Origin of the sequence: Sorangium sp. So ce185 (genome assembly GCF_051526825.1) — a bacterium.
Lineage (GTDB): Bacteria > Myxococcota_A > Polyangia > Polyangiales > Polyangiaceae > Sorangium > Sorangium cellulosum_D.
In genome coordinates this window covers 350852-373894 of the sequence record NZ_CP150316.1, presented here as the reverse complement: position 1 = coordinate 373894, position 23043 = coordinate 350852, and the positions used below count along the sequence as shown (strand labels likewise).

Here is a 23043-nt window from a genome sequence, read left to right as displayed (position 1 = left end):
CGCCGCGCCACGACCGGAGGCCCTCGTGCGAAGCTCCCTCCCCCGCGGCCGCGCTGCGCTCGCCGCGCTCGCCGCCCTCGTCCTCGCGCTCTCGAGCTGCGCCGACAGCGCCTCGCCGCCCGCCGCCCCGGGCGCGCACCGGCGCGGGCCCGACCCCGCCGCGTCGCGCGCCCAGCCCGCCGAGCCGGCCCCCGCCACCGCGGCGCGCCGCCCCCCGGCCGCGCCGATCCGGCTCACCGCCGCCGACGGCACGGGGCTGCGCCTCGTCGCCCTCACCGGCCGCGCCGTGATCGAGGCGCCGCTCGCGTTCACCGAGCTGCACCTCACCTTCGAGAACCCCGAAGATCGCGCGCTCGAAGGCACCTTCCGCGTCACCCTGCCGCCCGGCGCGAGCCTCGGCCGCCTCGCCATGCGGCTCGGCAAGCGCTGGCAAGAGGGCGAGGTCGTCGAGCGACAGCGCGCGCGCGAGGCGTACGAGGACTTCCTCCACCGCAAGCAGGATCCGGCGCTGCTCGAGCAGGCGTCGGGCAACGAGGTGACCGCGCGGGTCTTCCCCATCCCGCCGCGCGGCGTGAAGGAGATCGTCCTCGCGTACTCCCAGGAGCTCCGCCCCGACGCCCCCTTCACCGTCCCGCTGCGCGGCCTGCCCGTCGTGAGCTACCTCGATCTCGAGGCCACCGTCGCGGGCGCCGCCGCGCCGATCCAGGCCCTCCACCGGACGGACGAGGCGCCCGACGCCGACTTCGTGGTGGCGCCCGCGCGCCTCGCGCCGATGGAGGCGCGGGGCGGCCTGCGCAGCGGCGAGCTCGCGCTCGCCCGCGTGCGCCCCACGGTGGAGTCGCGGCCCGATCCGCTCGCCTCCGCCGTTGTCCTCGTCGACACCAGCGCCTCGCGGGCGCTCGATCTCGAGGAGCAGCTCGGCCTGCTCGCGGCCGTCGCGCGGACGGCCGCGCGCGCGGGCGGCCCGGACGCGCCGCTCACCGTGGCCTGCTACGACCAGACCGTCGCCCCCGTCTTCGACGGCGCGGCCTCGGCGTTCGGCGAGGCGGAGCTCCGGCGCATCCGCGAGCGGAGGGCGCTCGGCGCCTCGGATCTCGGCCGCGCGCTCCGCTGGGCCGGCGAGCGCGCGCGCGCCCGCGGGCCGCTTCGCGTGGTGCTCCTCTCCGACGGCGTCGCCACCGCGGGCGAGGTCGCGCCGGGCGCCCTGCGCGGCGCCGCGGCGGCGCTGCGCGACGCGGGCGTCGAGCGGCTCGACGCGGTCGCGCTCGGCGGCCTCCGCGACGAGGCCCTCCTCCGGCAGTTCGTCACGGCGGGCCTGCCCCGCGACGGCGCCGTGATCGACGGCGCCCGCGGTGTCGCCGAGCTCGATCGGCGCCTCTCCTCGGCCACCCGCTCGGGGATCGCGGTGAGCGTCGAGGGCGCGCGCTGGGTCTGGCCCCGCACGCTGGACGGCGTGCAGCCCGGCGACGAGGCGCTCGTCTACGCCGAGGTGCCGGCCGAGCTGCCGGTCCGGATCACGGTGGACGGCCGCACCTCCGCGCCCGACCTCCGCGGCGTGGAGCGCCCCCTGCTCGAGCGCGCCTGGGCCCGCGCGAAGATCGACGGCCTCCTCGCCGGCGACGTCGCGCCCGGCGGCCAGGACGCCCTCCGCAAGCAGGTCGTCGACCTCTCGATCGCGCACCGGGTGCTGAGCCCGTACACCGCGCTGCTCGTGCTGGAGACCGAGGGCGACTACGAGCGCTTCGACATCCCCCGGCGCGGCCTCGCCGACATCCTGACCGTGGACGGCGGCCGCATCGCCGTGCAGAAGCGCTCGTGGCCGCCGGCCGAGAAGCCGCAGGCAGCCGCGCCGCCCGCCGGCCCGCGCGCCGACGACGCCGCCGGCGAGGCCGCGGCCCTGCGCCCGCCCCCCGCGCCGCCGGCGCCGCCTCCCGGCGCGCGCGAGGCGTCCTTCGGCGCGGGCGGGCTCGGGCTGTCGGGCATCGGCGAGGGCGGCGGCGGCCGCGCCGAGGGCATCGGCCTCGGCTCGATCGGCACCCTGGGCCACGGTGCCGCCGCGCCCGCGCCGTCCGCGGGCGCCGGCCAGGGCTTCGGCAGCGGGCACGGCCGCCTCGGCGGCCACCACCGGGCCGCGGCGCCCTCGGTCCGCATGGGCGTCACGCAGGTGAGCGGCCGCCTCCCGCCGGAGGTGATCCAGCGCATCGTCCGCCAGAGCTTCGGCCGCTTCCGCCTCTGCTACGAGCGCGGGCTCGAGCGGAGCCCCCGCCTGCAGGGCCGCGTCGCCGTGCGCTTCACCATCGACCCGAGCGGCGCGGTCGTGAACGCGCGCGACGGCGGATCCGATCTGCCCGACGGGGCCGTGGTCTCCTGCGTGATCCGCGCCTTCTACGGGCTGACTTTCCCTCGGCCCGAGGTCGGGAGCGTCGACGTGGTGTACCCGCTCCAGCTGGCGCCTCCGGACGCCGCGGCCGCGCCGCACGCCGCCCCCGGCGCCGCCGCGCCGCACACCGCCGCGCCGCGCGCCGCCGCGCCGCCGCCGGAGCTGCCGGTCCAGCCGTACACCGGCCGCTTCGCGCGGGTCCACGACCTCCTCGCCCACGGCGACGCGCAGGCCGCGGCGCGCGACGCGTCTGCCTGGCACGCCGACGCGCCCGGCGACGTGCTCGCGCTTGTCGCGCTCGGCGAGGCGCTCGAGGCCGCGGGCGACGCGCCGGGCGCCGCCCGCGCGTACGGCTCGCTCATCGACCTGTTCCCGGCGCGCGCCGACCTCCGCCGCTTCGCCGGCGCGCGCCTCGAGCGCCTCCCGGCCGAGGTGGGCCTCGATCTGGCGGTGGACACCTACGAGAAGGCGCGCGAGCAGCGCCCCGATCACCCCTCCAGCCACCGCCTGCTCGCGTTCGCGCGCCTCAAGCGGGGCGAGCACGCCGCCGCCTTCGACGCGCTCGCGGCGGGCCTCGCGCGCCGCTACCCGTCGGGCCGCTTCGCCGGCGTCGAGGGCATCCTGCGCGAGGACCTCGGCCTCGTCGCCGCCGCGTGGCTCAAGGCGGAGCCGGCGCGCCGGCCTACCGTCCTGGCCCGGCTCGCGAAGGCGGGCGCCGCCCTCGACCGGGCGCCGTCGCTCCGCTTCGTGCTGACCTGGGAGACCGACGCCAACGACGTCGATTTCCACATCCGGGACGACCGCGGCGGCCACGCCTACTACGAGAGCCCGACGCTGCCGAGCGGCGGCCGTCTCTACGCCGACGTCACCACCGGTTACGGGCCCGAGTGCTTCACCATCCGCGCGCCCCGGGACCGGCGGGCCAGCCGGTACACCCTGCAGGCGCATTACTATGCGCGCGGCCCGATGGGCTACGGCATGGGCAAGCTGCAGATCGTCGATCACGACGGCAAGGGCGGCCTGAGCTTCGACGAGCGGCCCTTCGTGATCATGACCGACCAGGCGTTCGTGGATCTCGGCGCGGTCGCGCGCTGACGCGGAGGACGCCGTCGACGCGCGGCGGGACGGTCACGCCCGGCGGAGGATGATCATGTCGTCGTCCTGGCTCAGCCGGTACGCGCCGTCCTCGGTCCTGCACCGCGCGGCGTGCTCGCGGATCTTCTCGTCGAGCGCGCGCGCCTCGCCCTCCGTCATCGCGGCGAGCTGCTCGGCGGAGATGCAGTCCGCGAGCACGAAGAAGCGACAGAGCGTGACCATCTCCTCGAGCGTCTCCGCCGTGTAGGCGTTGTGGCTCCCCACCACGTCGAACGCGAGCTGCTTGTCCCGCAGCGTCTTGATGAGCACGGAGCTGTCGATGACCATCGACGTGAAATCGCGGTGCATCTCGTAGTTCTGCCCCCGATCGGCGCCGAGGACGATGGCGCAGTACCCCGCCGGCTTGGCGAACGAGAGCAGCCTGTCGATGAAGCCGCCCCAGTCCGCGAGGGGCACGTGGTAGAGCATGTGGGAGCAGAGGACGAGATCGTAGCGGCGCGGCGACTCGAACCGTTCGAAGGTGTCGCGGAAGATCTCGGCGCCGGCCGGCGCGGACGCGCCGAGCTGCGCCTCGTTCGGCTCGATCAGGGTCATGGCGCCGAACCACGGCGCGAGCCGCGCCGCGATGGCGCCGGGACCGGCGCCGACGTCGAGCAAGGACGGCCCCTCGGGCAGGTGGGGGACGATGCGCTGCCGGATTCCCTCCGCGATGTTCTCCGGGTGCCTGGAGGTCGCGGAGAGGAGGCGGAACGCGGTGGCGTAGTCCTGGGGCGACAGGGTGATCTGCATGGGGCATCTCCTTGAGCGAGGGGGTTCGGTCTGGCTCGGGCGCGCTGTGAGGTGAGCGAGATCGCCTCGGCAACGCGGGCGATCGCGCGGGAAGCGTATACCCGAAGCCCGGGGGCCACGACCGCCAGACATGACAGGAAGCACCTGTCAGGCCGCACATTCGTGTTGAGGCCGATCGCCCCGGTCATCGGCCGGCAGGCGGCTCCCAAAGCTCTACCTTGTTTCCTTCTGGATCGATGACCCAGGCAAATTTTCCGTACTCGGAATCGTCGATCTTCTCGAGGACGTTGCAACCTTCTTCGCGCAAGACTTGAACGAGGGCGTGGAGGTCCTCGACCCGGTAATTGACCATGAACGTCGCGGCGCTGGGCGCAAATTGATCGCCTTCTGCCGGGGCGATGGACCAGACGGTCGTGCCGGCGACCGGCTTACCTTCGCCGTCGGTCCAGGTAAAGGCCGTGCCGCCCCACGCTTGGACATCGATCCCGAGGTGCCGCTTGTACCAAGCCTGCAGCGCCGGAGCGTCTTTGGCTTTGAAGAAGATGCCCCCGATGCCGGTAACTCGCTTCATAGAACCTCCGAGGACGGGTCGTGGTGGTGAGGGAGCGCGTGTCTTCTGCGGGCGAAGCCTGAGTCGAGCCGCGCCGCGAAGCGGCGTCGGCGCGAGCGCTCTGCCAGCCATCACTCCATGGGCTGGCGGATGATGGTCTTCCACTTGGCTGGGTCGGCGCGCCGTATGTCGCTCAGATACACCTCGTGGTGCTTTCCTGCGAGCGCCGAGCGCGCATCGATGAAATCGTGGACTCGCTGGATGGTCGGCCCTTCTTCCGTGAAGGGGCCGATGTGAAGTACCTGAGCGCAGGATCCTTCGGTGAAGCTCTCCAGCCTGAGGGCGTCTACCGCGGGAAGCGCCTTCTTTCGCCTCACCTCCGCCATGGCCGCGTGAATCACCGCATCCTCCACGAAATGAGGCTGCATGATCATCATCGTCCATTTCCATCTCGACCTATCGTTGGCGGTGAAGACGGACATGTCATCCGACCACCAGAGGCCTTCGAGCGGCATGACCGCATAGTCGATCCCCTGCGACCCCTTCTTCACCATGAACTTCGCCGTGTAGGAGACGGAGAACAGCGCCTCCACTGCCTCGACGTACGCCTGTGATGTGTTGGGGTCCCCCTCGCCGTCGACCATGAGGAACTTGAATGTCGGCACTTCGACCTGAACCACCTCCTTCGCGGATGCCTGGTACAGATGCTTGAGCTCTCTCTTGAGATCAACCTTCGACACGAATGCACCTGAGGCTAGGCGGGGCGGCGGCTCACCGCTGACCCGGGAGGTCATAGACATTGACGCGAAGCCCCGCCGAGCACAGGTTCCGCTCGATGAGGGGCTCTATCTCGCTCCAGCTGCCTCCGGCCAAGCCTGCCCCGATGCGAGGCATGTGCACGGACGCGTCGTGCTGACGCGCGAAAGCGGCGACCGCCGCGAGCGCAGCGTCGATCGCCTCGTAGCGCACCGGTGGGACCCCGCCGCGCGCCCTCACGTCGTGCTGGCCGATCATGTTCGCGACCCACAACCTGGGCTCGACCTCCACGAGCTGCACCTGGCCAAGCCCGAACGGCGGATCGGCCAGCTCACCTCGGTGCCAGCGGCGGTATTCTACCTCTGGCGCAGCCCAGCGCGCCGACAGCGCGGTCACGAAGCCCCGCCCCCAGCCGCCGACGTCATTGCACACGTGGGCGATGATCCGCGAGCCCTCGCCGACCGGCCTGGTAGCGTCGCCGACCACGTAGTTGATCGTCGTCATCAGTCCTCTGCTTCACCAACGGGTTCGACGTCGCTCATGATGCGGGAAGCGTACCGCAAATTCGGCCGGGTCACGAGCGGGACCCGCCTCGGCGCGGGTCATGGGCGAGGGTCCGTGGCTCGCGAGGGCGGGAGGAGGCGGCCGCGGGGGCGGGCTCGGCGTGCGCGGCGCGGCGTCCACGGGGGGCGCCGGGGGAGGCTCGGGCAGGGCCGGCGGCTGCGGTGGCCGGCCGAGGCGGGCCCCGGACTGCGGCCCTGCCGTCGGCACGAGGCGCTCGGCCTCCGATCGCTCGACGCGGCGCTCGCGCTGCCTCGTCGACGCGCGCCGCCTTCGAACCGCTAGAGCTCTTCCACCGTGCTGTGCTCGTAGTACTCGATCAACTCGCGGCCTGTCTGGCTCAGGCCCGCCTGGGCGTTGATGTACGGCAGGGCGTCTCGCACGGCCTTCATGGTGGTGGCGATGGCCTGGCCCTCACCCACGACGAGGGCCGTGTGGTGCTCCACCGCCCGCTTGGGGTCGGTGACGTGGCGGAAGAGCTTCTGGATACGCGGAATGTGGACGCGACCGCGCGTGCCGAAGGTCTTGATGCGCTCCTCCGTCACGCGCCCCACGCCGCCATACATGAAGATGTTGCCCTCCCGCGCGTTGGTGCACGGACGCAGAAAAGCGCACGTGCCGGGCTTGAGATCGCCGTCGACCGCGCCCCAGCTGTTGTCCTTGCCCACCTCCTTGGCCAGGATCTGATGCTCCGTGATCCTGGCCCCGGGGTGCATGACGCTCTTGGCCCAGACGCCGCAATGAAAGAGGTCGACCTCCTCTCGGTCGTCGTCGAACATGTTGTTCCAGTCCCCCAGGACCGGAACCAGGCCGGACGCGCATTGCAGCATGTACATCCCCATCCAGCCCGCGATGTCCGTCTCACACGCGGCGGGCAAGAGCTTGTCCGAGAGCATGCTCATGCACGTGCACGGCATGACCCCGACCGTCCCGCCGATCTGGTACTTCTGCATCTCCGTCCAGCAGCGCACGGCGATGCCGTCCAGGTCGTTGTCGCGAATGAAGCGGTCGAAGACCACGCCCATGCGCGCGATGGCGTCCAGCGACGACGGCGGGACATCGACCGCGCCGAAGTGGGCGCGGATCTCTTCGCGCTTGTCCGAGAGCTGCGCTGCATCGACCTGGCGCATCTGCCGGTCCAGGGCGATCAGCTCCAGCCCCGCCGTGCTCAACCCCATGTGCCCCAGGAGCTCCGTGGAGACGTGGGTGACCGTCTGGAAGGCGTCCGGCCCCGATCCCACCAGCCCCAGGCGAACGCCGCGGCCGCGACGCCGGAACTTGGAGGCCAGCACACACGTGGCATAGAACGCGTGCAGATCCCGCGCGAACTGGGCGGAGCGCACCGACTCGCAGTGCTTCGTCGTCAAGGTGTAGGGATACCCGATGTGGCGCAGGGCGTTGGCCGCGGAGAAACGGCCACAAGCGCCGTCGCGACGGCCCCGCTCCCCCATCCTCCCCTGGCCACGCACGTCCGGCTCCGTGTGGATCAAGACCGGGATGTTCAGATCCGCGAGGCGCAGGAAATCCCGGATGCCGTTCTCATCCGAGAAATTGTACATGGAGCAGATCACGCCGATGGCGCCAGCGCCATCGACTCCCTGCCGATACTCCTGAGCCGCCCCCGCAGCGCGCTTGGCGTCCGCGTAGGACTCCACATTGCCTAGATCGACGTATTCGACGTGCTCTCCGAGCAGCGCCTCTACGACCCCGGCCGTCGCCCGCGCGCCCTCCACCGCGAACTCTGTGGGAAAGAACCCCCGGTTGCCCATGAAACCCAGAATGACCGGCTTGCGCGTCCCCATCGCCAACCTCTTTCCACGTCCGACGCGGTCCGCGGACCGCCCTCGATTTGTCCAACTTCCCTGTACCTGCCGCCACCCGCGACGATGGACGAGCGCCCCCCGCCGAGCCCGAGGGCTCGGCGCGCGTCCGCGGCGGGTGGGACAAGCAACCGTGTTCCGCAGGGTCAAGGCTCTCGGAGCCGACCTGTAACGGCAGGATGAAGCTCGTCGCCGTGATCCTCTCGAAGAGCGGCGGCGAGGGTGGGGGCGAGCTGAAGCGGCGCCTGAGATGCCGTTCGCTCGCGCGCCCTATCGAATTACCGAATCCACCGATTGACGATGTTTTCGTACAGCTCCTGTTGACCGCTCGTGAGCTTGACCTCACCACCAGCGTTGCCGATCTCGGCCAGCTGCTCCAGCGTCAACTTGCCCTGCTCGAACTCTGCGCCCTTGCCGCCGTCGAACGACGCGTAACGAGCCTTGCGCATCGACTCGAGCGGCGACTTGCGGATCAGGTCGTCGGCGATGATGAGCGCGCGGGCGAACACGTCCATGCCGCCGATGTGGCCGTGGAAGGTGTCGATCAGATCCGTCGAGTTGCGGCGGCGCTTCGCGTCGAAGTTGACGCCGCCGCCCTGGAACCCGCCGCTGCGGAGCAGGATGAGCATCATCTCCACCGTCTCGTTGATGTTGTAGGGGAACTGATCGGTGTCCCACGCGTTCTGGTAGTCGCCGCGGTTCGCGTCGATGCTGCCGAGCATGCCGGCGTCCGCGGCCACCTGCATCTCGTGCTCCATGGTGTGGCCAGCGAGCGTCGCGTGGTTCGTCTCCAGGTTGAGCTTGAAGTCCTTGTCCAGGCCGTGCTGGCGCAGGAACCCGATCACCGTCTCGGCGTCGAAGTCGTACTGGTGCTTCGACGGCTCCATGGGCTTCGGCTCGATGAAGAAGGTCCCCTTGAAGCCCCGGGCGCGCGCGTAGTCGCGCGCCATGGTCAAGAAGCGCGCGAAGTGCTCCTTCTCGCGCTTCATGTCCGTGTTCAGGAGGCTCATGTACCCCTCGCGGCCGCCCCAGAACACGTAGTTCTCACCGTTCAGCGCGATGGTGGCGTCGAGGGCGTCCTTCAGCTGAGCGCCGGCGTAGGCCACCACGGAGAAATCCGGGTTCGTGGAGGCGCCGTTCATGTAGCGCGGGTTCGAGAACAGGTTCGCCGTGCCCCACAGCAGCTTGACGCCCGACTGCGCTTGCTTCTGCTTGGCGTACTCGACGATGCCCTGAAGGCGGCGCGACGTCTCGGCGCGGCTGTCGCCCTCCTCCACCAGGTCGATGTCGTGGAAACAGTAGTGCGTCGCGCCCAGCTTGGTGATGAACTCGAAGTTCGCGTCCATCTTCATGCGAGCGCGGGTCAGCGGGTCCTTCCCCTCGTCCCAGGGGAAGTTGATCGTCCCCGGACCGAACGGGTCGTGCCCGCGACCACAGAAGGTGTGCCAGTAACACACGGCGAACTTGAAGTGGTCCTTCATGGGCTTGCCAGCGACGACGCGGCTCTCGTCGTACCACTTGAAGGCGAGGGGGTTGTCGGACTCAGGCCCCTCGTAGGGGATCTTGCCGACACCGGGGAAGTACTCTTTGTTTCCAATCACGACGGTCATGGCGGCTCTCCTGCTCGTGGCTTGCGTGCGCCTTCGTCAGACCCTGACCAGGCGCACCACGGGGTTGACGGATCATCACGGCGGCCTTCCACGGCCTGCATCACGTGGTCCGAGAGTAAGTTAGCACTATTTACTAAGTCAGTCCAGCCCTTTGATCGACGCACCCTCGCGCGCTTCGTTGCGCGCTCCGTTGCGCGCCGCGCAAGCCGCCGCGTCGGCGCGCCAGAGCTCGCCCCGACCGGCCAGCGACTGCCATGTCCGGGGGCGCCGGCGCTGCGCGGGCCGCTCCCCGAGCCGCTCCACCAGGCCCCGGTGCACGCTGGCTGCGCCGCGACGGGGTGGAGCGCCGGCGTCCCCCGCGTCAGGCGTGGCTCGCGATGAAGCGGGCGGTCGCGTCGGGCGACGAGAGGATCGCCCACTGGCGGTCGACGCGCTCGGCCGTGAGCGGCGCGTGCGCGAGCACCGCGTCGAGCAGCGCCGCGTGGAACCGCGCCGGATCGTCCTCGTGGCGCATCCTACGCGCAGCCGGACGACGCCCGTGGCGTGCTCGGCCCCCTCCCAGTGCGCGACGCCGAGCGCCCGCTGGCGCGCCCGGGTCGGCGGGGAGAGCGCGACGGTGCTGGGCAGGCGCCCCGCCCGGATCTCGTCCGGCGTGCGCTCCTCATAGAGGCTCACGCCTAAGCCCTCCTTCTGGAGGTGCAGCGCGAGGTGCAGGCCGGCCATGCCGGCGCCGACGATTGCGATGGTGGGCATCCTTGTCCTCCTCGTGTGGAATCGACGTCGAGGAGCAGCGGTCGCTCATGCGTCGACCTGGATCGCTCACGCCTCGACCCGGGTCGGCTCGCTGGGCCGCGTCGGGTTGGGTCAACCGGCCTGGCGCCGGAGCTCGCGCCGCCGTCCGCAACATGGCACGCTCCGGCGCCGGCCGGGGGATCCGGCCATCGATCGGAGAACGACATGATCACGCTCTATGGCTTCGGTAGAATCTTCCCCGAGGGGATCGGCGAGACGAAAGACCTCCGGGCGCAGTGGGCGCTCGAGGAGACCGGGCTGCCGTATCGCGTCCACGCGCTCGACCACACCGCCGGCGAGCTCGACAGCGACGCCTACGGCCGCATCAGCCCCTTCCGCCAGGCGCCGGTCATCGACGACGACGGCTTCGTGGTGGCCGAATCTGCCGCGGTGGTGCTCTACCTGGCGGAGAAGGCCGGCAAGCTGATCCCGGGCGACGTCCAGGGCCGCACCCGCGTCGTCCAGTGGTGCTTCGCCGCGGTCGGCACCGTCGAGCCGACCCTGGTGTGCCTCGACATGATCGGGATCTTCGACAGCGGCAAGGCCGCACGCACGCTGCACGCGGAGGTGCCCAAGCTCGCCCGCCGCTGGCTCGGCGACGTCGAGCGCCGCCTCGAGGACCGCGAGTGGATCGCCTGCGCCGATTTCACGGCGGCCGACATCATGATGGCCGGCGTCCTGCGCGGCATCCGCAAGACCGACCTGATGGAGCCCTTCCCGAGGCTCAAGGCGTACTTCGAGCGCTGTCAGGCCCGCCCGGCGTGGCAGCGCACCCTTGGCCTCTACGCCGAGCGACTCGGCGTGAGCGTCGACGACATCCGCTAGAGCGCGAGCCCTCGTCACGGCGGGGCAGCGCGGACGGCGCGAGGATGACTTCAGTCGCCTAGCGCATGTGCTCGATGTCTCGCGGCATGACCACCCAGCCATGCATTCGCTCTTCATAGACCGATACCGTCGGACCGGGGAAGGCCGGGTCCGCGAAGGCTCCCACCGGTATGGCGATCACGTCCTCGTGCCCGGCCATGGTGTAATAGACGGTGGCGCCACACTCGGGACAGAACGTGAAGGTGCTCTTCGTCCCTTCGTCTCCGATTCGAACGAAGTCCTTCCCCTGCCCCTTTATCTTCACGTTCTCGCGGCTGAACCTGGCCTGAGCGGCAAACACGCTTCCGGTCCGTCGTTGGCAGGCCAGGCAGTGACAGACGGACACGCGAATCGGCTCGCCTTCGACCTCGGCCGACAACTTGCCGCAACTGCAGCTCGCGAGGCGATTTATCATCATGGTGCTCCGGTGGATAGATAGCGTATCCGACGGCTGCCCCACCTTGTCAAGGAGACCGGCCCGGGACCGCGCGGGCCCTGCACCGGACGAAGGCGCGAGCGGGCCCTCGATGCCCTACCCCTCCGCAACGAAGAAGTGCCCCCGCGACGGCCTGACCATCAGCGGCGGGGGTGTTCAGGTTGTCGCAGCGCGCCGAGCTCTCCACCGCGCAGGGCGGGCCTGCCGTGGCGAACGCGCGCGAGGGCGGGCTCCGGAGCATCGGCCGGCGGGGAAGCGGACCGGCCAGCGACGGCGACTGGGGCGCGCCGGGCCAGGGCGGCGACGGAGGTGGCGGCCGCAGGGGCGGGCTCGGCCTGTGCGGCGCCGCGTCCAGGGGGGGCGCCGGGGGAGGCTCGGGCGGGGCCGGCGGCTGCGGCGGCCGACGCGGCAAGGGCGCGAGAACGGCTACCCGAGCATCGCCCTCGTCGCGCTGCACGCCAAGGTGACCTTGCGCGACTGAAGGCAAGGCCAGCTCTACTGACCGGGTGACTAGGATCAGATTGCCATTTCCATGTTCATCAGAAACTTCCATGAAACAAACCGCTTGTTTGGACGTTGACAGCGTTTCCGAGCCCGGAGCCACCGTCTGCACCGATGCCTTCCGCACCTCAGCGCGCCGCGCCGTTTTCTCGAGGCGGTAAGCTGCTTCCCTCTGGAATCCACGCTCCCGCTGTTTCAAATCCGTTGACACGCTCTGCAGTCATCACTACGTCCACGCGACCAACATGAGCGTGGTCTCGTGTGCGCGAACCTACCAAACCCTCCGACCAACGCCAGATCGTGGTAAGGTCCTCGTGCTCCCTTGCGGGAATGAACGACGCGGCGCACGCCCGAACGCGCATGATCGACCGTTCTTGGTATACTTGAGAAGGACCTGCGGCGGTTGACCGGCCTCGGCGGCCTGCCGAGCTGTGAGTGCCCCTCTGACCGACCGCGCGCCGAAAGAGGCGGCTCAACTGGGTATCATTGGGATACTGGCGATCGCGCAAGAAGCTTGAGCTAGGGTTTGGCTTTGCACAAATATAGCCTAGCTATCGCCAGGGGCCTGCGAATCGCCGATGCGTTTGGACGTTCCACTCCCTGGAGGAGCAGGTATGGCTGTCGATGAGGGTTCGTATGTTCACGTCACGGGTCGTTCGGGGCTCGTGCACGACGAGGGAGGCATCGTTCGCGAGGAGGCAGCGAGCTTGCAGCCCGTCGTGATGTCGCCCTCGGCCACGGCAGCGTCACCAGCGGCGGCGGATGAACTGCAGGCGCCGCCGGCGCCCGGCGACGAGGGCTGCCCGCTGTCCTTGTTCCAAGAGCGGCTGTGGATCCACCACCAGCGCAGTCCAGAGAACACGAGCTACAATCTGCCCCTCCTGCTGCTCGTCCGAGGCAACCTCGATGTCGCTGCGCTGGAGCAGAGCTTGAGCGAGATCGTCGCCCGTCACGAGAGCTTGCGCACCTGCTACGGGCAGACGGACAAGGGAGAGCCCGTGCAGCTCGTCGCGCCGCCGGAGCGCGTGCGCCTGCCGGTCATCGCCGTCGACCGCGCTCGGATGCTGGAGCACCTCGAGCGACACCTCGAGCATCGCTTCGATCTCCTCCGGGGTCCGATCTTCATCGTGAGCTTGCTGCGCCTGGCGGCGGACCGGCACCTGCTCCTGTTCAACGTGCACCACATCGCGGCGGACGCCTGGTCGCTGAAGGCCGTCTTTCTGGGGGAGCTCCAGAGCGCTTACGCGGCGTTCTGCCGCGCGGAGCGGCCAGCTTTGCCGCCGCTGACCGTACAATACAAGGATTACGCACGCTCGCAGCGGGCCTCGGAGTCGTCCGCGCGCCTCGACTACTGGCGTCGAACGCTCGAGGGCTACGAGGACAGCCTCGAGCTCCCCACGACGCATACGCGGCAGGCGAAATCCGGCACGAAGAGCCAAAGCTTCGTGCATCGCTATTCGAGCGAGTTTGCGCGAAACCTCGAACTCCTGTCTCGCCAGCACGGCTGCACGCTCTTCATGTCGTTGCTCGCGGCGCTCGGCGTCACGATCGGCCGGTACACGAACAGGGACGACCTCTGCATCGGCACCACGACGTCCAACCGAACGGACGTCGAGTTCGAGCCCTTGATCGGGTTCTTCATCAATATCTTGCCGCTCCGGCTACACATCGACGAACAGACCAGCGTCGGCGCGCTGCTCAAGGCGGTGCGCGCGCAGGTGCTGACCGCGTTCGAGCATGCCGTGCCCTTCGAACGGATCCTGCAGGCGACCGACGTCGCGCGTCGCGGCGGCGCGAACCCGCTGGTGCCCATCGTCATGAGGCATCAAAATTTCCCTGAGACCTCGCTGGGCGCTCCGCTGCCGGGCGACGTGAATTTCTACGCTTACCCCGATCCCGACGAGGGCGACGACGCGGTCCGGAGGCTGCTCGCGAGAGAGCACGTCCCTGCGCGATGCGAGATCGAGCTGTCGTACTCGGGGGGGGCGGACGAGCTCGAGGTGGAGGTGGTGTACGCCTCCGATCTGTACGACCGCGAGGCCATCGAGCGCTTGCTCGCTCACCATCAGCGGGTGCTGGAAGGCATGTTCAGCGACGCGAATCGGCGCGTGCTCGAGCTGCCTCTGCTGCGCGACGCCGACGTTCAGAAGCTGCTCGAGCGGTACAACCGAGCGCCGGCGACCCCAGCGCCAGCCTGGTCCTTCGTCCAGCGCTTCGACGCGCAGGTCGAGCGCTCGCCGGGCGCGGTGGCGTGCTGGGACGCGCGGGGCGCCTGGAGCTACCTCGAGCTCGCGCGGCACGCGAACCAGGTGGCGCACGCGCTCGCGGCGCGGGGCGTCGCGCGAGGGGACCTGGTCGCCGTGTGTCTGGATCGCAGCGGCGAGCTGCTCGCGACCCTGCTCGGTATCTGGAAGGCGGGGGCGGCGTACGTGCCGATCGACCCGGCATACCCGAAGTCCTACGTGCGGCAGATCCTCGAGGACGCGCGCCCGAGCGCCGTCGTTTGCGGCGCCCAGCACCAGGCCCAGCTCGAGCTCGACGACGCCCGGTGCCTCAGGCTCGAGCAGGTCTGGAACGCCGCGTCGAAGTACCCGGATACGCCGCCGGAGCTGCGCGCGCAGCCCGAGGCGCTCGCCTATGTCATGTATACGTCGGGGTCCACGGGCAAGCCCAAGGGCGTCCGGGTGCCCCATCGCCAGCTCGACAACTGGCTGAGCGCCCTCGAGACCTGGCTGCCGTTCGAGGCGGGTGAGGTCGTCGCCCAGAAGACGACGTTCGTCTTTGCGGTCGCGGTCAAGGAGCTGTTCGCGGGCCTGCTCAACGGGTGCCCGCAGGTGTTCATCGGCAACGACACCGTCCGAGATGCGGCGGCCTTCGTCGCCGCGCTGGCCGAGCACCACGTCAGCCGCCTCAACATCGGGCCCTCGCACCTCGCGAGCGTCATCGAGCACCTGCAGTCGAGCGGGCGGCGCTTGCCGGCGCTGAAGATATGTATCACCGCCGGCGAGCCGCTGCCGAAGGCCCTGGTGCTCGCCTTCCGCGAGGTGTTCCCGAGCGCGCGCCTGCTCAACAACTATGGCTGCACCGAGCTCAACGACATCAGCTACTACGATACGGCGAGCTTCGACGGTCACCGCGATTTCGTCCCGATCGGCACGCCGATCGCCAACACAAAGGTCTACGTGCTCGATCGCCAGGGCAGGCTGGTGCCCGAAGGCGTCCCCGGGGAGCTGCACGTCGCCTCCGTGAGCTTGCCCGAGGGGTACCACGGCCTCGACGCCCTGACCGCCGAGCGCTTCGTGGCCAACCCGTTCGGCGCTGAGCCGAGCGATCGCCTCTACAACACGGGCGACGTCGTCAGACACCTCCCGGACGGCACGCTCGACTACATCGGTCGCTGGGACTTTCAGGTCAAGGTGCGGGGCTTTCGCGTCGACGTGCGCCAGGTGGAGAAGGTGCTCGGCGACTTCGAAGGCATCCGGGCCCGGGCGGTCGTGGGCAAGGGCGATCGGCTGATCGCGTTCTACACCAGCGCGCCCGGCAGCGCCGTGCGCCTCCTGGAGCTGCGCGCGTTCCTGCAAGACAGGCTGCCGGCGTACATGGTGCCGGACGCGTTCGTCCTGCTCGACGCGATGCCGCAGCTGCCGAACGGCAAGATGAATCGCCGCGCGCTCCTCGAGGCGCAGGGCGAGCTGCAACAGAGCGACCCGTACGAGCCTCCGGCGAGCCCGACCGAGCGCGCGCTCGCCGACATCTGGTCCCTCGTCGTGAACGTGCCCGCCGCGCGCATCGGCCGCCGATCGCACTTCTTCGGCATCGGTGGGCACTCGCTCTCTGCCATGCGCGTCCTGGCGAGGATCAAGGACGTATTCCAGGTCGAGCTCGTCGTGTCGGAGCTCTTCGATGCGCCCAAGCTCGACGCGATGGCCGCCGCGATCGACCGCGAGATCGCGCGCCGGCCTCCCAGCGAGCGAAAGGCGCAGCCCTCCTCCACGGCTCGACGAGCGCCGAAGACGCGGGCGGGCTCGGGGCTGCTCCACGACAAGGTGGCGCTGGTCACCGGCGGCAGCCGTGGTATCGGGCTCGCCACCGCGCTGCTGCTCGCGGAGCACGGCGCGAGGGTCGCCATCAACTACCGGGACAGCGAGGCGCAGGCTCGGCGCGTCAAGGAGCAGATCGAGGCGGAGGGCGGGGTCGCCGAGGTCTTCGGGGCAGACGTGACCGACGCCGCCGACGTGGCCAACCTCGTGAAGGCCGTCCACCAGCGCTTCGAGCGCATCGACGTCCTGGTGGCGAACGCGCATATCAACTTTCGTCATCGCCCCTTCGTCGAGTACGACTGGGGCGATCTCGAGCGGAAGGTCAGCGATGAGCTCAAGGCGGTGTTCCTCCCGTGCCAGGCGGTCGTCCCGGAGATGCTCCGGCGCAAGAGCGGCAGCATCGTGGCGGTCTCGAGCAGCCTCTCCAGGCGCAGCAACGAGGGGTTCCTCGCGCAGAGCACGGCGAAGGCCGCGGTCGACGCCTTCGTGCGCGCGCTCGCCGCCGAGCTGGGTCCTTCTGGCGTTCGCGTCAACACCGTCGCGCCCGGGCTCACGTTGACGGACGCGGCCATGCCGATGGCGCCCGCGGTCAAGGAGGCGATCGCTTCCAAGTCCCCGTTGCGCCGCAACGGCTTGCCGGAGGACATGGCGGGTGCCGTGCTCTTCCTGGCGAGCGACCTGTCGCGGTTCATGACCGGCTCGTACCTGCCGGTCGACGGTGGGCTCACGATGTTGTAGCGGCCGCGCCGGGGAGGAAGGCGGCGCCCTCTCTCACAGAAAACACGAGGCTAGAGCATGCCTGCCAAGCTTCTCGTCATCGACAACTACGACTCCTTCACCTTCAACCTCGTGCAGATGTTCCGCAGCTACGACCTGGACATCTCGGTGTTCCGCGCCGACGCGCTCTCGGTCGAAGACGTCGCGCGCCAGCGGCCCGACTACGTCCTCGTGAGCCCTGGCCCCAAGAGCCCGAGCGCCGCCGGGATCTCGACCGAGCTCATCCGTCGCTACCAGGGCGAGGTCCCCATCCTGGGCGTGTGCCTCGGCATGCAGTGCATGAACGAAGCGTTTGGCGGCAGCACGGTGCACGCGCCCGTGCCGATGCACGGCAAGACGAGCGCCGTACATCACGACGGGACCGGTCTCTTCGAAGGCGTCCCCCAGCCGTTCACGGTGGCGCGTTATCATTCGCTCGCCGTCACGGGCATCAGCGAGGAGCTGAGGGTCAACGCCCGGTCCACGGACGGCGTGCCGATGGCGATCCAACATGTCCGCCATCCGCTCTTCGGCGTCCAGTTCCACCCGGAGAGCTTCCTCACCCAGCACGGGTTCACGCTGGTCGAGAACTTCCTGCGCTCGGGTCCGCTGAAAGGAGCGCTGTCATGAGCACAGCTGCGGTCGACGTCAGCCTGCCCTGGCTCCGGAGGGTGACGGGGGTGCATTCGGAGCCCCTCGACCTGAAGGAGCCGTTCGTGGACGTGGTGCGCCGCTTCGCGCATCTGCCCGGCACCGTGGCGCTGATGAGCGGCGGGGAGCTCGACTCCGCCCGTCACCACATCCTCGGCGTCTATCCCTGGCTGTCGCTGAGCGGTCACCGCGCGCGGACCACGCTCGCCGACGGCGACCATCGCGTCGAGCTCGACGAGGACCCGTTCACCGCGCTGCGCCGCCTGCTTCGGCACTGCAGCGTGCCGGAGCTGGGAGCGCCGCTGCCGCTGTCCAGCGGGCTCCTCGGCTACTTCGCGTACGATCTGAAGGACTGCCTGGAGCAGCTGCCGAGGACGAGCATCGACGATCTCGAGCTGCCGCTGGTGCACCTCGTGGCGCCGGCCATCCTCGTGATCCACGACCGGGTCTCGGGAGCGACGACGCTCCTGGCGATGCGCTTGCGAGGATTGCAAGAGCACGACGATGCGTTTCGCCGAGACGTGGCGCGCTTCAAGGAGGCGCTCGGCGCGCCGGCGGCGGCGCTCCGCGAGCCGGCGCCGCGAGCGAGCGGCCAATGTGCTTCGATCGTTTCGCGGGAGGAGTACCTCTCGGCGGTCGAGGCGATCCGCAGGTACATCGTCGACGGCGACGTGTACCAGGTGAACATGTCCCAGCGCTTTCAGGCGCCGTTCGCCGGGGACCCCTTCGACTGCTTCGCCAGGATGTATGCGGCCAATCCGGCGCCCTTCTTCGCGTACATCAACGCCGGAGACCACCAGATCGTCTCGACCTCCCCCGAGCGGTTCATCGAGCTCAGGCACGGCAGCGTGGAGACGCGACCCATCAAAGGCACACGGCCTCGCGGGAGGACTCCGGACGAGGATGATGCCCTGCGGACGGAGCTCCTGGAGAGCGCGAAGGAAGACGCCGAGCTGTCGATGATCGTCGACCTGCTCCGCAACGACATCGGCAAGGTCTGCCGCCCGGGGTCGGTGCGCGTGCTCGAGCACAAGCGCCTCGAGGCCTATCAGAACGTCTATCACCTCGTCTCGATCGTGAAGGGCGAGCTCGATCCCGGCATGGATGCCGTCGATCTGCTCCGCGCGACCTTCCCGGGCGGCTCGATCACGGGGTGCCCGAAGATCCGGGCGATGGAGATCATCGACGAGCTCGAGCCGGTCCGCAGGCACATCTACACGGGCAGCATCGGCTACGTCGGGTTCGACGGCACGATGGATCTATCCATCGCGATCCGGACCGCGACGTTCACGGGCGGCAGGGTCGTGTTCTCCGTCGGCGGCGGCATCGTCTTCGACTCGGATCCAGCGAGCGAGTTCGATGAGACGCTCCACAAGGGGCGCACGCTGATGAACGCCCTGGCCGCGACGGGCGGCGACGAGCGGAGCGCCGGCACGGTCTGGCACGACGGGGCCTTCAAACCCAGCGCGGCCGCCTCGGTGCCGCTCGACTGCGAAGGGCTGGCGTATGGCTTCGGCTTCTTCGAGACCTTGCGCGTCCAGGCGGGCCGTCCGATCCTGCTCCAGGCCCATTTGCAGCGCTTCGAGCTCGCCTGGCGGGAGTTCTTCCAGTCCGCGCCGCCGGATGTCACCTGGGCCGACGTCATCGCCCAGCTCATCCGGAGGAACGGGCTGTCGAGCGCGATCGCCGTGGTGAAGCTCGTGGCGGCCGCGGGCAAGCCGAGCGGCGCGCGGCCGTCCCCCGTGCTCTTCGCGAGCGCCAGGCCCTATTCGCCGCGCCCTGCCCTGAGCTCGAAGCCTGGGCTGGCCCTCCGGGTGTATCCGCACTGCCGGCACACGCACCTCGCCAGCCACAAGACCCTCAATTACATGTACTATAAACTGGCCGGGGACTGGGCCAAGCGCCACGGCGCGGACGAGGCGTTGATCCTCAACGCGGATCGCTCCGTGTCGGAGACGAACACCGCGAGCGTGTGCTGCGTGTTTGGCGATACCGCATGCTTCCCCGCGTCAGCGCACGCGTTGCCGGGCACCATGGCGGCCGAGGTCCGGCGGCTCCTGCCGCAGTGGGGCTTCGCCGTCGAGGACCGGCGCCTCACGGTGGAGGATCTGATGGCCGCGGACCAGGTGTTCTTGACGAACTCGTTGATGGGCGCGGTCCCCGCGGTGAGCCTCCACGACGCGAAGCTCGGCTACGACGCGGCGCTCTGCGACAAGATCAACGGAGCCGTGTTCGACGGAGCCTGACGGCGGGTGACACGGGGCCACCCGGGCACACCGGGCCGGCCCGAGGGCGAGCGGGCGGCGGGCGCGCGCTCAGCCCTCGCGCGCCACGCGGAGCGCCTCCGCGAGCTCCTCGGGCGTGATCTCCCGGTCCTGCAGCACCATCGCCGCCCAGGCCGCGACCTCGCCCGGCGTCCGGAAGATGTTCGGCGCGGGCGCCTGCGACCCGCGGGGCTGCAGCCGCATCATGATGGCGCGGACCGACGCGGCGATGAACCCCTCGGCCTCGACGAGCGTGGCCACGCCCTTCATGTACTCCCCTGGAGCGCTCGCCGCCCGCTGCATCGCCGCCCGGCTCTCCTCGTTGGGCGGCCCGGTGTGCTGACGGGGGACCACGATCAGGAACGCTGCCCCTCCCGGCTGACGCTCCGCCCAGGCCCGGAAGTGCGCCCGGGAACGCTCGATGCCGGCGACGCTCTCCTGCCCGCGCCAGATGAGCAGCATGAGCCGCCGCCAGGTCGCCACCACGTACACGTCCGTCCGTTCCAGCAGCTCGACCTGCACCGACGAGGAGGTGGTCACCATCTCACCCGATTGTCCTCCCTGTAGGCTGGCCACCGCAAGAACTCCGGTGTGTCAGGGCAGCAGCCCGGCGTCGCAGCCGCGGCGATGCAGCTCCTCGGTATCCGTGCAGCGACCTGCATCCTGAGGCGGAGCGGGCTGCGGGCATAGGCTTGCCCGGGCGGGCCTGGGACGGTGCGCAAGAAGACCCACACTGGCACAGGCACATCCTCATCACGCAAAAAAGCTCGCGATTGGCGCTGGCACGTCGCGTGCCTCAGGGGCACGGCATGAAGACCTCGATGCGGTGGTTCCTCCCCGTTGCGCTGCTCCAGGTGCTCGCCTGCTCCGATGCCGTCGAGCAGCCGACTGGAACCGGTTCGGGGGGCGACTCGTCCGGAGGAACCACGTCGTCGAGCGCGTCGAGCGGCGCCGGCGGCGGCCCCGTGGCGTCGTCGAGCGCGTCGGGAGACACCGGCGGCGGCCCCGTGGCGTGCGACGACCTGGGAGGCGGCGCCGAGCCGGGCGCGGCCTGCGCGAACGAGGACGAGATATGCGACAGCGCCTGCTCGGGCTGCTGGAGCAGGTGCATCGACGGCGTCTGGGTCGAGGAGTGCGATCCGTGCCCCGATGCGCTGCCCGAGAGCGGGACGAGCTGCGAGGGCCATGACGGCGTGGGGCCGTGCAGCTACGACAACGAATGCGGCACGGCGATCGCCGAATGCGACGGAGCGACCGGGTTGTGGGTCGTCGAGGGGGACGACTGCGGCGGCGGGGAGGACGAGGGCGGCTGCGGCTGAGCGGCGCGGGGTCCCCGCCCGCGCAGCGCCGTGGGCTCAGAGGCTACTTCGTCAAGACGACGTGAGTGGCGTCGTCCGAGGAGGCGCGCTCCGTGCACGTGTAGCCGAGGCTCACCGTATCGATGCCGGCGAGGAGATGCTCGCCCCTGCCCAGGAGCACGGGGGAGATCACGAGGTGGATCTCGTCGATCAGCCCGGCGGTGAGGTACTGGCGAACGGTGGCGACGCCGCCGCCGAGTCGGACGTCCTTGCCCTGAGCCGCTTCCGTCGCGCGCTTCAGCGCGGCATGGATGCCATCGGTCACGAAGTGGAACGTCGTTCCGCCCTCCATCGTGATGGGCGCGCGACCGTGGTGCGTGAGCACGAAGACGGGTACGTGGTAGGGCGGGTTGTTGCCCCACCATCCCTTCCAGCCGTCGTCGGACCAAGGGCCCCGCATCGGCCCGAACATGTTGCGGCCGAGGATCCAGGCGCCGACGTTCTCGAAGCCGCGAGCGGCGAAGTCGTCGTCGACGCCTTCTCTGCCGACCTGGTCGCCGATCAGGGATCCGGCGAAGTCGGCGCTCATCCGCTGGAACGTCTTCGTGCCCAAGACCCACTTGTGCAGCGCCATACCTCCGATGCCCATCGGATTGTCCAGAGCCTGGTCGGGACCGGCGCCGTAGCCATCGATGGAGATTGAAAATGCGTTGACCCGAAGCCTCGACATGAGCGTAACTCCTTGCGGCGCAGGCATCGCCTGCGACCGTCGTGACCGCCGTCTTCTGAAGTGGCGACGAACGAGCCAGGGGCGGATCGACACGCCGGCGAGATTTTCTTCCGCTGGGCGGTCGTCACAGGAAAGCGCGGTCTATTCAAGGACTTAGGCGACGTGCTCGCCGAGGACCACCGCGACGTCGTCGTGCAGGTTGCCGGACGGGAGGGTCACCGCCTGGATCAGCGCTCCCACCGCCGTCTGCACGTCGCCGGTGCGCGCGAGCGCGCTGATCGTCGCATGCGACGCGTACTTCAGGAGGCCGTCGGTGGCGACCAGGAGGCGCCCCGAGAGCGGACGGCGTCGGATGCCGGCGGGCCTGCACGCGCCGCTGCCGACCAACGGCTTCCGGCTCTGCGCCGCCGTCAGATCGATCACCCTGTCGGGCTCGACGAGGAGCGCTCCCGAGTCCCCCACGCTGGCGCCCCACAGCTCGCCTCGGCGCATCTGGACGACGACGAGCGTCGTCTCGCCGCACGTGGGCGTTGCTTCCAGCTCGCCGTCGAGCCGACGGAGGCGCTCGCACCAGCCGTCGGCATCGAGCTCCATCTCTGCGCCGAGCGCCACCATCGCGCTCACCGCCGCGCGGGCCGCGGCCGCGCCGCCAGCGAGCCCCCCCGCGCCGTCGGCGACGGCCACGGTCCACCGGTCGCCGCGGCAGGAGAGCTCGAGACGGTCCTCGTTCGCGCTACCTGCCACGCGGCGTGACCAGAAGCGCATCCAGCCCGAGGGAGGTTCGATCTGCTCGCACGCGTCGCCGCCTTCCGAGGGCGTGATCTCGACGCTGGAGACGATGTTGTCCCGGAAGAGAAGGACCGCGCCGTCGCCCTGGCCGCATCCGGGACAGCCGGCTTCGACGAGCCCGGGGACGGCGACGAGCCCACCCACGTTCTCGCCGTGATCGTCGAGCGGCGCCGGGCGTCCAGGCGGATCGAACCAGCAGATCGGGTCGCCGATCCTGTATTCGTGCTGCCGGCAATAGCCGTACCGAACCTGGATGCGCCATTCCGGGGAATGCCCACAGCCGGGGCAGCGGGCGTGGGCGATGACGACGTCGAACACTCCCATGGCCAGCCGGTCCTCCTGTGCAGCCCGTCGGCGCTCC

The 23043-nt window shown here is 70.0% G+C and carries 17 protein-coding genes and 1 pseudogene; 6 read left to right on the top strand and 12 right to left on the bottom strand.

The annotated features are described in order from the left end of the window. Positions 1-25 precede the first annotated feature (25 nt). On the top strand, positions 26-3475 hold the full coding sequence (locus WMF26_RS01455; protein ID WP_437998838.1) for an AgmX/PglI C-terminal domain-containing protein: 3450 nt from the start codon (positions 26-28) through the stop codon (positions 3473-3475). Positions 3476-3508: 33 nt separating this feature from the next. Here the strand turns inward: WMF26_RS01455 and WMF26_RS01450 are convergent, their stop codons facing one another. From WMF26_RS01450 to WMF26_RS01415, 8 genes and pseudogenes are all read right to left on the bottom strand, one after another. Next, complete coding sequence (locus WMF26_RS01450; protein WP_437335448.1) at positions 3509-4264, bottom strand: class I SAM-dependent methyltransferase; 756 nt, start codon at positions 4262-4264, stop codon at positions 3509-3511. Positions 4265-4448: 184 nt separating this feature from the next. Then, the gene (locus tag WMF26_RS01445) at positions 4449-4835 is read right to left on the bottom strand and encodes a VOC family protein (RefSeq protein ID WP_437998837.1); all 387 of its coding nucleotides are present in this window, start codon (positions 4833-4835) and stop codon (positions 4449-4451) included. Positions 4836-4945: 110 nt separating this feature from the next. After that, the gene (locus WMF26_RS01440; protein WP_437998836.1) at positions 4946-5554 is read right to left on the bottom strand and encodes a GyrI-like domain-containing protein; all 609 of its coding nucleotides are present in this window, start codon (positions 5552-5554) and stop codon (positions 4946-4948) included. 31 nt (positions 5555-5585) lie between these two features. Beyond that, entirely contained in the window at positions 5586-6074 is a 489-nt protein-coding gene (locus tag WMF26_RS01435) for an Appr-1-p processing protein (protein WP_437998835.1), read from the bottom strand. Between the two features lie 338 nt (positions 6075-6412). Next, positions 6413-7933: an L-fucose/L-arabinose isomerase family protein gene (locus WMF26_RS01430; RefSeq protein WP_437998834.1), complete on the bottom strand. Its 1521-nt coding sequence runs from the start codon at positions 7931-7933 to the stop codon at positions 6413-6415. Between the two features lie 296 nt (positions 7934-8229). Continuing rightward, positions 8230-9561 carry a xylose isomerase gene (gene xylA, locus WMF26_RS01425; RefSeq protein WP_437953574.1) on the bottom strand — a complete coding sequence of 444 codons (1332 nt, stop codon included), beginning with the start codon at positions 9559-9561 and terminating at the stop codon, positions 8230-8232. 361 nt (positions 9562-9922) lie between these two features. Continuing rightward, positions 9923-10075, bottom strand: coding sequence for a hypothetical protein (locus WMF26_RS01420; RefSeq protein WP_438002516.1), 153 nt, complete (start codon positions 10073-10075; stop codon positions 9923-9925). A gap of 152 nt (positions 10076-10227) precedes the next feature. Then, positions 10228-10314 (bottom strand): annotated as a pseudogene (locus tag WMF26_RS01415) (hypothetical protein); the annotation flags it as partial. A 204-nt stretch (positions 10315-10518) separates the two neighbouring features. Here WMF26_RS01415 and WMF26_RS01410 point away from each other — a divergent pair. Further along, a complete protein-coding gene (locus tag WMF26_RS01410; protein WP_437998833.1) occupies positions 10519-11178 on the top strand; it encodes a glutathione S-transferase family protein in 660 nt (219 codons plus the stop codon). A gap of 58 nt (positions 11179-11236) precedes the next feature. Here the strand turns inward: WMF26_RS01410 and WMF26_RS01405 are convergent, their stop codons facing one another. Beyond that, entirely contained in the window at positions 11237-11632 is a 396-nt protein-coding gene (locus WMF26_RS01405) for a GFA family protein (RefSeq protein ID WP_438002509.1), read from the bottom strand. A 1136-nt stretch (positions 11633-12768) separates the two neighbouring features. Between WMF26_RS01405 and WMF26_RS01400 the strand changes: the two genes are divergently transcribed. Genes WMF26_RS01400 through pabB form a run of 3 tightly spaced genes read left to right on the top strand, consistent with a single transcriptional unit; the run spans position 12769 to position 19847 of the window. Further along, a complete protein-coding gene (locus WMF26_RS01400) occupies positions 12769-16932 on the top strand; it encodes an amino acid adenylation domain-containing protein (protein ID WP_437998832.1) in 4164 nt (1387 codons plus the stop codon). 57 nt (positions 16933-16989) lie between these two features. After that, entirely contained in the window at positions 16990-17580 is a 591-nt protein-coding gene (locus WMF26_RS01395) for an anthranilate synthase component II (protein ID WP_437998831.1), read from the top strand. Next, positions 17577-19847, top strand: coding sequence for an aminodeoxychorismate synthase component I (gene pabB, locus WMF26_RS01390; protein ID WP_437998830.1), 2271 nt, complete (start codon positions 17577-17579; stop codon positions 19845-19847). Before WMF26_RS01395 ends, pabB begins: the two co-directional genes overlap by 4 nt. A gap of 69 nt (positions 19848-19916) precedes the next feature. On the opposite strand, the gene WMF26_RS01385 is transcribed toward pabB, so the two are convergent. Beyond that, on the bottom strand, positions 19917-20408 hold the full coding sequence (locus tag WMF26_RS01385) for a hypothetical protein (RefSeq protein WP_437998829.1): 492 nt from the start codon (positions 20406-20408) through the stop codon (positions 19917-19919). A gap of 266 nt (positions 20409-20674) precedes the next feature. Here WMF26_RS01385 and WMF26_RS01380 point away from each other — a divergent pair, with 266 nt between their 5' ends. Next, the gene (locus WMF26_RS01380) at positions 20675-21184 is read left to right on the top strand and encodes a hypothetical protein (protein ID WP_437998828.1); all 510 of its coding nucleotides are present in this window, start codon (positions 20675-20677) and stop codon (positions 21182-21184) included. Positions 21185-21227: 43 nt separating this feature from the next. Here WMF26_RS01380 and WMF26_RS01375 read toward each other — a convergent pair whose 3' ends face one another. Continuing rightward, on the bottom strand, positions 21228-21893 hold the full coding sequence (locus WMF26_RS01375; RefSeq protein ID WP_438002508.1) for a dihydrofolate reductase family protein: 666 nt from the start codon (positions 21891-21893) through the stop codon (positions 21228-21230). A gap of 153 nt (positions 21894-22046) precedes the next feature. Then, positions 22047-23006, bottom strand: a complete 960-nt coding sequence (locus WMF26_RS01370) for a protein phosphatase 2C domain-containing protein (protein ID WP_437998827.1) — start codon at positions 23004-23006, stop codon at positions 22047-22049. Positions 23007-23043 lie beyond the last annotated feature (37 nt).

Excerpts from the sequence above, each read along its gene's own strand:
- WMF26_RS01450 (WP_437335448.1), bottom strand. The coding sequence starts at position 4,264 with ATGCAGATCACCCTGTCGCCCCAGGACTACGCCACCGCGTTCCGCCTC.
- WMF26_RS01445 (WP_437998837.1), bottom strand. The coding sequence starts at position 4,835 with ATGAAGCGAGTTACCGGCATCGGGGGCATCTTCTTCAAAGCCAAAGAC.
- WMF26_RS01435 (WP_437998835.1), bottom strand. The coding sequence starts at position 6,074 with ATGACGACGATCAACTACGTGGTCGGCGACGCTACCAGGCCGGTCGGC.
- WMF26_RS01430 (WP_437998834.1), bottom strand. The coding sequence starts at position 7,933 with ATGGGGACGCGCAAGCCGGTCATTCTGGGTTTCATGGGCAACCGGGGG.
- xylA (WP_437953574.1), bottom strand. The coding sequence starts at position 9,561 with ATGACCGTCGTGATTGGAAACAAAGAGTACTTCCCCGGTGTCGGCAAG.
- WMF26_RS01420 (WP_438002516.1), bottom strand. The coding sequence starts at position 10,075 with ATGCGCCACGAGGACGATCCGGCGCGGTTCCACGCGGCGCTGCTCGAC.
- WMF26_RS01410 (WP_437998833.1), top strand. The coding sequence starts at position 10,519 with ATGATCACGCTCTATGGCTTCGGTAGAATCTTCCCCGAGGGGATCGGC.
- WMF26_RS01405 (WP_438002509.1), bottom strand. The coding sequence starts at position 11,632 with ATGATAAATCGCCTCGCGAGCTGCAGTTGCGGCAAGTTGTCGGCCGAG.
- WMF26_RS01400 (WP_437998832.1), top strand. The coding sequence starts at position 12,769 with ATGGCTGTCGATGAGGGTTCGTATGTTCACGTCACGGGTCGTTCGGGG.
- WMF26_RS01395 (WP_437998831.1), top strand. The coding sequence starts at position 16,990 with ATGCCTGCCAAGCTTCTCGTCATCGACAACTACGACTCCTTCACCTTC.
- pabB (WP_437998830.1), top strand. The coding sequence starts at position 17,577 with ATGAGCACAGCTGCGGTCGACGTCAGCCTGCCCTGGCTCCGGAGGGTG.
- WMF26_RS01385 (WP_437998829.1), bottom strand. The coding sequence starts at position 20,408 with ATGGTGACCACCTCCTCGTCGGTGCAGGTCGAGCTGCTGGAACGGACG.
- WMF26_RS01380 (WP_437998828.1), top strand. The coding sequence starts at position 20,675 with ATGAAGACCTCGATGCGGTGGTTCCTCCCCGTTGCGCTGCTCCAGGTG.
- WMF26_RS01375 (WP_438002508.1), bottom strand. The coding sequence starts at position 21,893 with ATGTCGAGGCTTCGGGTCAACGCATTTTCAATCTCCATCGATGGCTAC.
- WMF26_RS01370 (WP_437998827.1), bottom strand. The coding sequence starts at position 23,006 with ATGGGAGTGTTCGACGTCGTCATCGCCCACGCCCGCTGCCCCGGCTGT.